At 38.1% G+C, this 12,323-nt stretch carries 11 protein-coding genes; 3 read left to right on the top strand and 8 right to left on the bottom strand.

What is annotated here, in order from left to right:
- Positions 1 to 93: 93 nt before the first annotated feature.
- From ACKPEB_RS13670 to ACKPEB_RS13695, 6 genes are all read right to left on the bottom strand, one after another.
- Positions 94 to 1,920, bottom strand: coding sequence for an ABC-ATPase domain-containing protein (locus tag ACKPEB_RS13670; protein WP_408965480.1), 1,827 nt, complete (start codon positions 1,918 to 1,920; stop codon positions 94 to 96).
- A 153-nt stretch (positions 1,921 to 2,073) separates the two neighbouring features.
- Positions 2,074 to 3,099, bottom strand: a complete 1,026-nt coding sequence (locus tag ACKPEB_RS13675) for a M28 family peptidase (RefSeq protein ID WP_408967946.1) — start codon at positions 3,097 to 3,099, stop codon at positions 2,074 to 2,076.
- Between the two features lie 56 nt (positions 3,100 to 3,155).
- Complete coding sequence (locus tag ACKPEB_RS13680) at positions 3,156 to 3,701, bottom strand: hypothetical protein (protein WP_408965482.1); 546 nt, start codon at positions 3,699 to 3,701, stop codon at positions 3,156 to 3,158.
- A 20-nt stretch (positions 3,702 to 3,721) separates the two neighbouring features.
- Complete coding sequence (gene purU, locus ACKPEB_RS13685) at positions 3,722 to 4,576, bottom strand: formyltetrahydrofolate deformylase (protein WP_408965483.1); 855 nt, start codon at positions 4,574 to 4,576, stop codon at positions 3,722 to 3,724.
- A 76-nt stretch (positions 4,577 to 4,652) separates the two neighbouring features.
- Positions 4,653 to 6,083: a D-alanyl-D-alanine carboxypeptidase/D-alanyl-D-alanine-endopeptidase gene (gene dacB / locus ACKPEB_RS13690; protein WP_408965484.1), complete on the bottom strand. Its 1,431-nt coding sequence runs from the start codon at positions 6,081 to 6,083 to the stop codon at positions 4,653 to 4,655.
- Between the two features lie 66 nt (positions 6,084 to 6,149).
- Positions 6,150 to 7,328 carry a lipid-A-disaccharide synthase-related protein gene (locus tag ACKPEB_RS13695; RefSeq protein WP_408965485.1) on the bottom strand — a complete coding sequence of 393 codons (1,179 nt, stop codon included), beginning with the start codon at positions 7,326 to 7,328 and terminating at the stop codon, positions 6,150 to 6,152.
- A 123-nt stretch (positions 7,329 to 7,451) separates the two neighbouring features.
- Between ACKPEB_RS13695 and ACKPEB_RS13700 the strand changes: the two genes are divergently transcribed.
- The gene (locus ACKPEB_RS13700) at positions 7,452 to 8,198 is read left to right on the top strand and encodes a 2-phosphosulfolactate phosphatase family protein (RefSeq protein WP_408965486.1); all 747 of its coding nucleotides are present in this window, start codon (positions 7,452 to 7,454) and stop codon (positions 8,196 to 8,198) included.
- A gap of 75 nt (positions 8,199 to 8,273) precedes the next feature.
- Entirely contained in the window at positions 8,274 to 9,446 is a 1,173-nt protein-coding gene (locus ACKPEB_RS13705; RefSeq protein ID WP_408965487.1) for a RusA family crossover junction endodeoxyribonuclease, read from the top strand.
- An 83-nt stretch (positions 9,447 to 9,529) separates the two neighbouring features.
- Here the strand turns inward: ACKPEB_RS13705 and ACKPEB_RS13710 are convergent, their stop codons facing one another.
- Positions 9,530 to 10,804 (bottom strand): valine--pyruvate transaminase, encoded by a 1,275-nt coding sequence (locus ACKPEB_RS13710; protein ID WP_408965488.1) that lies wholly within the window; start codon positions 10,802 to 10,804, stop codon positions 9,530 to 9,532.
- Between the two features lie 190 nt (positions 10,805 to 10,994).
- Here ACKPEB_RS13710 and ACKPEB_RS13715 point away from each other — a divergent pair, with 190 nt between their 5' ends.
- On the top strand, positions 10,995 to 11,840 hold the full coding sequence (locus ACKPEB_RS13715; RefSeq protein WP_408965491.1) for a Tab2/Atab2 family RNA-binding protein: 846 nt from the start codon (positions 10,995 to 10,997) through the stop codon (positions 11,838 to 11,840).
- Between the two features lie 179 nt (positions 11,841 to 12,019).
- On the opposite strand, the gene ACKPEB_RS13720 is transcribed toward ACKPEB_RS13715, so the two are convergent.
- Positions 12,020 to 12,323: PTS transporter subunit EIIB (locus ACKPEB_RS13720; RefSeq protein ID WP_408965489.1), on the bottom strand; the 304-nt coding region annotated here is incomplete at its 5' end.

Raw genomic sequence — 12,323 nt, forward strand, 5'->3', positions numbered from 1 at the left:
TCAATAACAAATTCAATCTTTTATTATAACCTTTTAAATCCCCCAGTTTAAGGGGGACTTTAAGGGGTGAGGAAACCTAGATCATGCTTCTCGTTAAGCAGATTGTTTGACTTCTAAGGTTCTAATTCGGTTAATTGCTGCTGCTAATTCAAACCGTCGGAATAAAGCTAAATCTCCTTGGGGAAATGGGGTAATTACATCTAATCCTTTTGCAGCAATATCCTGCATGACGGCATCTAAAATTTGAGGTAATGTTTTCTCCCCATCAATATAGTTTTTCTTCGCATAAACCATAGCGGCTGCGATCGCTCTTAATTGATCTTTAGACACCAATTGTTCCACGGCTGAAACATCAATATCTTCTGTTCCAAATAACACCTCATCCACATCTCGAACTTTAACTCGTACATCCCAACGTCCACGACTAGGATCTAAACTTTCAGAAACCGGAATTCGAGGACGAATAACGCCAAAGGTTTCTCCTCCTTCTAAGGTGCGACCCGTGCTATATTGACTGGCAATTTCTTTCGCTTTGGCGGTTAATTCTAAGGCTTGAAAATTCTCCATCGCAATGACGGTATCTGCTACATCAAAATAGTCGCCACTACCTCCCATCACTAAAATTGTAGACACCCCATAATCGTTATACAATTGGCGGACTTTATCAATAAAAGGAGTAATGGGTTCTTGATCTTTTGCGATTAATTCTTGCATTCGCCGATCGCGGATCATAAAGTTTGTTGCCGCCGTATCTTCATCCACTAATAACACAGCAGGAATGGTGGAAGATTCTGGTTTTTCGGCTAAAACTAACGCTTCTAATGCCTCCATAATATTTGCGGCTTGGGAGGTACTTCCACTCGCATTTTCTGTTGAAAATTCGGTGGTAGAACGACCTTGAGGCAGTTGGTTAATAAAGGGAGAAATATCAACTCCTGCCACACTCCGACCATCCTCAGCCCGAATTTTTACCGCCGATGGATTGGTAATTACAAATTCTCGACCATCCCCTGGAATGTGATTATAAACACCTAATTCAATGGCATTTAATAAGGTGGATTTTCCGTGATAACCCCCCCCAACAATTAAGGTAATTCCTTTGGGAATTCCCATGCCTTTAATACTACCCTGATTGGGACAGGTAAACTCTACTTCTAAGGATTCCGGGGATTGAAATTCAATAACATTTTCTTCTAAAGGACGGCTATCAATGCCACTGCGACGGGGTAAAATTGCCCGATTTGCCACAAATCCAACTAACTCTTTTTCGGCTAATTGTTGTCTTAAATAATCGGCATCTTCAGCCGTTTCAACCTGACGTTTAATTGCTTCTTGATCCAAGTTTTGATAGCGTAAAGCTCGGTCTACAATTGCCGGAATATCCTCACAAATCATCATAGCGGCTTGACGACCTAAAATATTCCGACCCCGTGCTGGAAGTCCAACAAAAAACCGCATTTCAATGCCTTTTTCTTGGGTTGAAGGCACAGGACGGGCTCGTTGTAATGCGGGATTTCCTGCCAAAATGGGTTTAGGAGAAACTGGGGTAATGGTAATTAATGAAGCTGATGTGCGTTCGAGAATTTCTTGGCCCATTTTTGTCACCGCAATCATGCCACTTTTTCCAGTTCCTCGATGACTACTAATTTCCCTTGCAACCTGATCAAATTCACGAATGAGATAATCTCGTAATGCAATTTCACGGCTCCGGGTACGGTATAATTCAGGGGGAAATCCTGCAACGGTTGGGGGAATATGAACTCGAAATTTACTCGGTGCTGCAAAGGGATCACCTTGAACGTAATCAATAATTAAGGTAAAATCGGGGAATTCATAAGTACCTAAAATATCTTTGTATGCTTTGTAACCTCGATTATCGAGATCAAATAATAGTCTTCGTAAGTTTTCTTTAGTATTCATTGCTTAACTCTCAATCAAGTTAGTTTTGTGTCAGAAATCAAAGTTAGTGTTGATCAGGATTCGTTTGACTCCAACCTCCATTTTAAAGTTTACAGGATAATCGGGAAGAATAACCTGTTTAGATAAAAAATACTGGGTTTTATCGATTGATGATTAAGAATTGGGAACCGTTAAGGGAGTTTGGCTATTCAGAAGTTCAGTAATTACATTATAAATGATCTGGGCTGATCCTTGAAAAAATTCAGGATCTAAATTAGAAATAGTATCAGTGGGTTGATGATAATGCGGCGATCGCAAATTGGCAGTATCGGTAATTAAAACGGCTGGAATTCCTTGATACCAAAACGGCGCATGATCACTGCGTAAAACGTCGGGTGTGAATAAACCTTTTAAGGGAATTGCAATAGCGACTAAGGGGGGAAGTTTCACTAAAGGAGCTACTAAATTTATGAGAGCTTGATCAACAGCTTGAAAAATTTTTAATAACGGTAAGTTCTGAACTTCTCCGACAACAGTTAAGAATTCTCCTCGGTCTGGAAATTCAATTCCGGCGGCTTCTAAAATCGGAGTTACATTTAATCCTTGGGGATAGGTTTGACACCCTGGAGTATGGCAAGCATAACCCACCATATCTAATATAATAGCAGCTTGCAAATCTGTTAAATTTTCCGGCTTTCCTGTAAAAGCAAAACTTCCTAAAAGTCCAAGTTCTTCTTGATCAAAAAAGACGATTTGTAACGTTCTAGGGGTTGGTTTTTCAGCGAATAACCGAGCTATTTCTAAAACAACTGCCACCCCACTTGCATTATCATCTGCACCCGGAGAATTGAGAACGGAATCATAATGAGCGGCTAATACAATTGATCCCGCTTTGGGATTCGTCCCCGGACGTTCAGCAAGAATATTAACTCCCTGTTCAAAGGATTCTAAACGAGGAGAAAGTTGTACTAATTCTAATTGCTGGGTTAGATAATTTCGCACTCGTTCTCGGTCAGATTCTTGATATCGTTCTCCCTCTAAAAATTTAATATGATTCCATAATTGATCTGGATCAATAGCATTAATTTGAGGAGCAATTAAGGGCTTTGGTAGAGATTCAAGGTTGTTAGATTGAGCAGGTTCAATAGGAATGCTTTCAGAAACCATTTGACCTTCTGTAACTCCTTGAATCGAACCCATTATTATTCCAATAATGATTCCAAACCCTAAGAAAAAATGAATCCAGTATTTTGCCTTCATTCCTGATTAAAATTAATCGGTTTACTAATCAGTTTAAACTGTTTATCTTTAACTTGAACATAAGGAATCTGGGTCATTTCTAAGTCTAACAATTGAGGATTTTTAGGCAGCCATTCTTCAGAAACAGGTTCAAAATTTTGGGCGGTTTTATAAAAAGATACAATTTCGGATTCTAAGGTATTCGCTAATTGATTAATTTTTTCACAATGTTGTTTGAGTTTCATCCAATTTTGTTGAGCTTGAAATCGATTAATTTGAGCCTGTTTAACGGCTAGTTTCGCATGAATTTGTCTTGATTTAATTTGAGTGGCTTTAATTTCTTGATCCAATTGTTGTAAATCAAATGACAAACGATTGGCTTCTGCCTCAGCTTGTTCTTGTAATATAGCCAAGGATTCTGGAGAAGAATTAGAGGCAAAAAAGACCGTTACATGAAGCTTAGAACGCTTACTTATTAAGTGATCATATTCAGATTTGACTTGCTCAATTTCAGCTTTAATCTTATTCCATTCGGTTTTTAAATCTTGTAAAGTTTGACTCATTGTATCATCCTCTTGATGGTTTAAGCAAAAACAACAGTGCGATTTCCATAGACTAACACGCGATTTTGTAAGTGTAAACGAACAGCCCTGGCTAAAACCAATCGTTCTAAATCTTTGCCTTTTCTAATTAAATCTGCCACGGTGTCCCGATGGCTAACCCGCACCACATCCTGTTCAATAATCGGCCCTTCATCTAAATCTGCCGTAACATAATGGGCTGTTGCACCAATAATTTTAACTCCCCGTTCATGGGCTCGTTGATAAGGATTAGCACCCGCAAAAGCGGGAAGAAATGAATGGTGAATATTGATCATTTGTGAGAATTTATCGATAATTCCAGGGGTTAAAATCTGCATATATTTAGCTAGAACAACTAAATCAATTTGATATTTTTTTAAAAGTTCTAACTGTTGAGCTTCTTGTTCTAATTTATTATCGCTTGTAATCGGTAAATGATAAAAATCGATCCCAAATTGATCAGCAATGGATTTTAAGTTTAAATGATTACTAATCATTAAAGGAATTTCTGCTATAATTTCTTTGGCTTGCCATCGCCACAGTAAATCTAATAAACAATGATCTTGTTTTGTAACCCAAATTGATAAGCGAGGAATGGTATCTGAAAACTGCAATTGCCAATTAGCGTTTAAGGGTTTAGCAATGGCACTAAAGGCAGGTGCAATGACATCACGGGGTAAATTAAATCCTTCTAATTGCCATTCAATTCGCGTTAAAAAAATATTAGCACTAAAATCCGTATGTTGATCGGCATAAATAATATTACCACCATTGGAGTAAATAAAATTAGCAATTTTAGCAACCAATCCTTTTTGGTCGGGACAGGATACTAATAAAGTGGCTGTGGGTGTATTCATTTTCCAGTTTGATTGAAATTTCATTCAAATTATATAGCAGAAAACAGCTTAACAGGGAATCAAAGACAGACACAAGTTAAAAACAGGATTTTAATTGAGTTAATAATAATACAATTTCATCAATAGATTGTCTGATTTGTTGGGAAGATAGGTTAGTTTGATTAATCGTTATACTAAAAATTAAGGGTTGATAATTGGGGGGATTAATATACCCGGCTAACGCTGAAACTCCGGTTAATGTTCCGGTTTTTGCTTGTACAATTCCGACGGCTGAACTATCTTGAAACCGTGCTTTTAATGCGCCGCTGATTCCCGCAATGGGAAGGGAATTCTGATAAAATTCAGCAACGGGAGAACTTGCCATGATTCTTAAGGTTTGTACTAAAGTTAAAGGACTGATTAAATTATTTTGAGATAATCCTGAACCATCAACTAAGTGATAACCATTAGGATTAACCCCTAATTGGGTTAAAATAGATTGAATTTCTTTTAATCCTGATTCCACACTATCGGAACGAGAATTCTGCACCCCTAATGTTCTTAACAGGGATTCTGCAAACACATTATTACTTTCTAAATTCACCGTTTTAATTAATTCAGCTAAAGGCGGAGATTCTACCCAGGCTAATTCTTGGGAAGGATAGGTAAAATTAGAAGCAATAGATGTTTTTAAAACTTGAATTCCAGACATTACTAAAACTTGCTTAAATTCTTGAATAAAATTATTAGTGGGTTCCACAACGGCGGCATAAACGGGTTCAGGTTCTGCACCGACTCTTAATTGTCCTGAAACTCGAATAATCGGTTGGCTTAAATCTCGTCCAATTTCTACAAATTCAGGTTCATTTTTACTAACTGTTCGGGTCTGATTTTCTATTGTCCATCCGGTGGCTTGTTCAGGACGTACCCAAGTGACATTTAACGGTTGTCCGACCGATTGGGGAGATAAGATTAAATCGAGGGAATTTTGATTTAAAATTAAACTATTAATGGGGGCACCATAACCCGCTTGTACATCTTCCCATTGCCAAGTTGAATTTATGGGTGAACCTGTAAAATAACTGTCTACTGCAATTAATTGATTAATCTGATTAATGCCTTTATTTTTTAACTGTTGCGCTAAATCTTTGAGTTGAGTTTCGGTTAAAGTCGGATCACCTCTTCCGACAATATAAATATTCCCTTGATTATCCCCATAAACAGAAGTTCTAATTCTAAAATTTGCACCTAATTTTTGTAAAGTAGCCGCCGTTGTTAACAGTTTAACTGTTGAAGCGGGGATAAAATAATATTGACTATCTCGATGATAAAGCGTTGTACCCGGCGTTAAGGTTTCAATTAAAATTCCCCAGCGAGAGCGTTGGAATTGCGGACGATTAACGATAGTATTAATGGCGGGTTCTACTTCTGTTGGACAGATACTTTTAGAGGTTGATACTGTTTGACTCCAAACGGGTTGGGATACAGTTACTAACGAGATTAAACTACTCAATAAAATTTTTTTCATGATGATTTTAAATTTAGACGTTTCCAGAAACCCGGTTTCTTCAAGAAACCGGGTTTCTAACAAATTTCAAGAAACCGGGTTTCTAACAAATTGAGCAATCTTTAAGCTTCCTCCCGGTTTTCCCATGCGTTCTTCCCCATTTTTTAAACAGGATTTTAAATACTCTGAATTGTCTAAGGTTTTAATGGCGGTTTCTGCTGCTTTTTGTAAAATTAAATCATCCGCAGGTTGAGTTCCAATTAATTGAATGGATGATCCTAATAATCTCAACTGTGCTTCAGCAAATCGATAGGTAAAAGCCGGGCCATTCCCCGGAATGGTAATCACAGGTTTTCCTAGTCCTACTGCTTGTTCATTGGCGGTTCCTGCCATTCCTAGAACTAAGTTAGCCGCATTCAAAATATCACCAAACTTATCGGAATAACACATTACTTTTAAACCCGTTTGACTCCTTAATATTCCGTTGTGATGTTGCCACCTTAACGAACTCGCAATTTCATCTAATTCTACCATTAAACTTCCCACCGCAGCAACTCTAAATTCAATTTTTTTAGAACTAATTTGATGAATGTTCTCAGCCAATTTTAACAGTAATTTTAAATTATTTTTAGCTTCAGGAAGACGAGAACCGGGAAGCAGAGCAACCATTTTTGACTCAGAATCGAGGTTTAAATCTACTTTCGTTGAGGTGAGGTTATCCATCATGGGAGTTCCTACAAATTGAGCGTTTTTAATTCCTTGTTTTTGTAAATCTTCGGCAGTAAATTGATCCCGTGTAAAAACCGCTAAACAGCGTTTAGAATTGAGCAGATAAGGCAAAATTAATCCTAAATTGAGCTTGCCTTCATAATAACTAGAATAAGCAGATAGAAAAATAATATAAGGTCGTTGGGTTAAATATGCGATCGCAGCCACAACAATATCCCCTGTCACCATCAAAATATCATACTGTTTTGCTGCTTTTATAATAATATTTATTTGTTGAAATAATAACCCGATTAAACCCGATGCAATATCTTTAAGAAAAACCAAAGGATTCATATACAAAAATCCTCCCGATGGTAAAGTACGAGTGGGAGTCAGAATTGGAACCCCTAACTGTTTATAAATCGTTCCCTCACCAACAATCGGAACAGCCACCAGTTTGAAATTAACATCTAAGGATAATAAAGCCTTAATAATTTCCCCATTACAACTATCCTCCCCATGACCATTGCTTAAAAATAAAATGCTTTTATTCTTCATAAATTGATGATAAAATAATCTTAAACTATTCCTTAATGAAACATTGAATGAATTTGATGTTCAATTTTTGACCCGATTCTATGTAAAATAATATTGATAATTTTATCTAACACAGTCCCAACCGTGAAATTTTTTGTCTATCATACTCCTGAATTAGCCCCAGCGAATGTCCTCCCCGACTGTGCAATTGTCGTGGATGTATTACGGGCAACTACAACCATCGCCACCGCTTTAAATGCTGGTGCAGAGGCGGTACAAGTGTTTAGCGACATTGACCAATTAATGCAAGTGAGCGAAAAATGGCCAGCCGACAAACGCATTCGGGTCGGTGAACGGGGAGGTGCAATGGTAGATGGGTTTGATTTAGGGAATTCTCCCCTGAGTTGCACCCCAGAGGTCGTGAAAGGAAAACGATTATTTATGACCACCACTAACGGAACTCGCAGTTTAGAACGAGTTCAAGCCGCATCTGTGGTGTTAACAGCCGCCTTTATTAACCGACGGGCCATTGTAGAATATTTGATGACAAAAAACCCCGAAACGGTTTGGGTGTTAGGTTCGGGTTGGGAAGGCAGTTATTCCCTCGAAGACACCGCCTGTGCGGGTGCCCTGGCTCAAAATTTAGTCAATGAAATGGGTTATCCTTTAGATGATTTTGCGGGAAATGATGAAGTTTTTGGGGCCATAGCCTTGTATACTCAATGGCAAAATCAACTGTTTGAACTGTTAAATCATGCCAGTCATGGTCAACGGTTACTGCGTTTAGGGGTTTATGAAGACTTGAAATATTGTGCCCAAACCGATATTTTGGATATTTTACCCATGCAAAAAGAACCCGGAGTTTTAGTCAAATCAAACATCAAAAAATAAAGCTGACAGTTGGAGATGGAAGATGCTAAAATCTAACTCAATTTTCTAATGTTACCCTAAGCTTGATTTTTGTCGGTGAATCAACACTCTGACCCCCATTCAAACCCTGTGATTCTCCCCGTTTTCCTGTGGATGGGGGCCAATTCTCACCGACTTCCTGTTGCTCTTCAAAACTTTTATTTAATGTTGTCAACCTATTTACAAGTTCTTAACGATTCTCAACTGCTCCCCACTTTGGATGATTTTGCAGAACGCATTAATCAGGAACATCAAAAGTGTTTAGAATCTCCACAAACCGCCTTAATTCATGGGCGCAATGCTGGCGAATGGTTGCTGCACGTTCAAGCCCAATTATCTCCTGAGAATTGGCAAGTTTGGTTTAATGAACATTTCAGCTTTTCTCAACAAACCGCAGCAACCTATATGCAAATTGCTCAAAAAATGCCTGGGGTAAATCCGGGTATTTTTTCCTCAGCTATTGATTTTAATCCTAACCCGTCTAAAACCCTTGTTTTCCCAGTCATTCCTGTACAGCCAATTTTACCAGATATTGCTAAAAATCCAGTTGAAACCGTTTCTAATTCTCCTAAAATTATCCCTCCTAAATCCGATTCTTCTCTGGAAAAAACCGAACTTTTAAACGAGTCTAATTCCACAGGATTTGAAAAGATTGTAATTCCCTCCCATCCTATCACTAATTCTGACTCCTCAACCTTAGAAAATTCTACTCCTCAACCTGAAGTTTTAGAATCTCCTGTCACCCGAATTACGATTAACTCCCAAGAATCAATTATTGATGTTGAATTTACTCCGATTAACCCTCCTGAACCGCCTGCCATTGAACCTTCAAAACCGCCTAAAAAATCTACAGAACTAATTAAATTAATGATTCCTGGGGTGGTTGTTCCCAAAGCCCGTCCGAGGGTAACTCGGAATGGAACTTATTTACCGCCCCGTTATCGGGCTTGGCGAAATCGTGCCGAAGTAGAAATTTATCGTCAAATTTCTGAACAAAATATTACCCATAAATTCCCCTTAAGAAAAGCGGCTCTTTTGATTCGTTTATTAGGAAACCATCGTACAAATTCTGATATTGATAACTTAGCAGGTGCTTGTTTAGATGCCTTAACGCTCAATGGTGCTGGAGTCTTAATTGATGACCGTTTAAGTTGTTTACCTCAATTAAATGTTGAATTTGATCCTGATGCTAAAGAAACCGGGGTTTATATTGAAATTGAACCGTTATAATTGACTGAGAGGAAGGGTTGGATCTTCAAAACCTGGCATAAAGAGGGTGGGGAAACCCAACCCCTACCTTAAGATATTACAACCTATTTAGAATTGCTATAAACCTGTTCAATGACGGTTGATAACCGCTTCATCCCTTCTGTAATTTCTTCATCCGTAGCAGTTAAACTAATGCGAATACATTGGTTTTTATGGCTCCATTCTCCTTCTAAACCCGGGAAAAATGAACTACCCGGAACAACAATTAATCCGACTTCTTTTAACTGTTGATAAAGTTCCCAGTCTGTCATCGGTAAATCTTTAAACCACATCCAAGCAAAAATTGCCCCTTCACCGCGATGTAAAAACCAAGGTAAATCTTTAGACATTACTTCATTTAATACGGTTTCAACAACGGTAAATTTTTGTTGATAATAAGGACGAATCACCTCAACGGCAATGTCTGATAAAGCACCACACCCAATAGCGCGAGCCGCAATAGCTTGTCCATATCGAGGAGAATGAATACACATATTAGTTTGAAACGCTTCTAATACTTGAATCGTGCGTTCATCCCCAATGGCAATTCCTAAACGTTCACCGGGTAAACCTGCTTTTGATAAACTAATACAATGAATAATATTATCGCCAAAAGCAGGTTTCATTTCTGTAAAATTTAAAGCCGGAAATGGGGGTGCATAGGCAGAATCAATAAAAACAGGAACTTCAAACGGTGCTGCTAAATCTGCGATTTTCTTAACTTCTTCTTCTGTTAAAACGTTACCACTGGGGTTACAAGGACGAGAGAAAACAACACATCCCGTAGTTTCATCAATTGTTAATTGACTAAAATCAGGACGATATTTAAAATAATGATTTTCTTCATCAATATCCAGGCTGGGTTGATAAGCAAAAACCGCTTCAGGAATTAAACTAACTCCACCATATCCGGTATAATCAGGACTTAAAGGAAGCACAATTTTTTTGAGTTTACCATCTGTTGTATATCCCCCAAAGGCATTAGCGGCATAAAAATAAATGGCTTGACTTCCAGGGGTAATTAAAATATTACGGTCGGTTAAATTTAAGCCATAACGAGAGTTAAAATCTTCAACAATTACATCAATAAAAGGTTGATATCCCTGACTGGAACCATACCGACAAACCACCTCTCCGTATTCAGGACTTGATAACAATTGTTCAGTACAATCTCGCCAAAGTTGTTCAACTTCAGGTAAAATTACCGGATTTCCTGCACTTAAATTAATAAAATCTTTTCCCTTTCCTGATCTTAATGTTTCAATAATATCTTTCATAATGGCACGAACCCCGGTTAAACGAGACATCCGTTCGCCAAATTGTGTTAATGCAGGATTCATAGTTTTATAACCCCAATAATTAATTAACCTGATGCTTTTTTGATCAGGAGGCAGAATCATAACTTGAAATCTGATTCCCAAAACCTCAGCAATGGAATCTGATGTCTGTTAATCCTCATTTGATCAATCTTAACCTTAGAATTGAAAATACAGAATAGTTTTAAGCAGAATATTTGGGGTTTTTGTGGCTATGGTAATTTGGCAAGCTGATTTTTATCGTCGTCCCCTCAAGGATAGCAGTGGACAACCCCTGTGGGAGTTATTAGTCTGTGACGAGACTCGACAGTTTGAGTGGGTGGCGATGTGTCCTCAGTCTCAAGCGAATTCGACTTGGTTAATTGAACAATTAAAACCTGCAATAATGACCCAAAAACCAGAGCGAATTCAAGTGTTTCGTCCTCAGTCTTTAAGTTTATTAGAAACGGCTGGGAAAGCCTTAGGAATTAGAGTCGAACCTGATCGCAATACAGTTATATTAAAACAATGGTTAAAGGAACGTTCAAAACAGTATTCTGAGTTAGAAAATTATAGCCATGAGTTTTATGAACCTGTTAAATTAGATCAACCCCCACCTTTACCTTTACCGGAGAATTTATGGGGCGATCGCTGGCGATTTGCTAATATTACGGCTGGAAATTTACAAGAGTTTTTTGCAGATCGTCCCATTCCGATTTTACAAATGCCGGAGCATCTTTTACCCTTAAATTTAGGGTTAGCTTCTGTTGTAGCTATTCCTGGGATTGTAATTGATGGCGGTAAAAAATCAATGATGTTGGCTCGATGGTTAGCTGAAATGAAACCTTTTTCCTGTAATTATATCCCAGGTTCTCCTGATGGTTTAATCTTAGAATCAGGATTAATTGATCGGTGGGTAATGGCAACCTTTGAAGATGCAGAAGTGACTGATGCAGCTAAAACATTTGAAGTCAGAAAACAGTTAGCAAAAGGATTACATTTTCTATTAGTTCAACCCGATGATTCTGGCATAACCTTTAGTGGTTTTTGGTTATTACAAGGAGAGAACAAAAATAATTAATTGCTAAAGAGATTTAACCTTTGTAGAGATGTACCACCATCAGCTATAGTAAACCGCGCCGAGGTTGTCATCTTTTACCGTAGGGGTTGGGTCTCCCAACCCTCTTGATGCTTAGTTTCCCAACCCCTACAGGTTTTGATTATCAATCATTTAGACTTGCGATCTAACCATTGAAGCCCTTAATTGTTAATTTGGGCTGCATATTGTTCTGCACCTAAACCAACTAATAAATGCAAGATTCCATCCGGTAAACACAGAATTCCTTCCACACCTGCGGCTTTTAATAGGTCTTCATCCACCAGGTTACTATCAATAACCTGAACTCGTAATCGCGTTAAAGCAACAGCATCAACCGCTTTAATATTCAGCTTTCCTCCCAAAGCAATAATAATATTCTCAATTTGATCTTGTCTTGGTGTATCTGCACTTGTTGTGGGTGAAATCATCGGATTTGATGGGTCATTAACCGATAGAGTTTCTGAG

This window comes from Planktothrix sp. (genome assembly GCF_046067725.1).
GTDB lineage: Bacteria > Cyanobacteriota > Cyanobacteriia > Cyanobacteriales > Microcoleaceae > Planktothrix.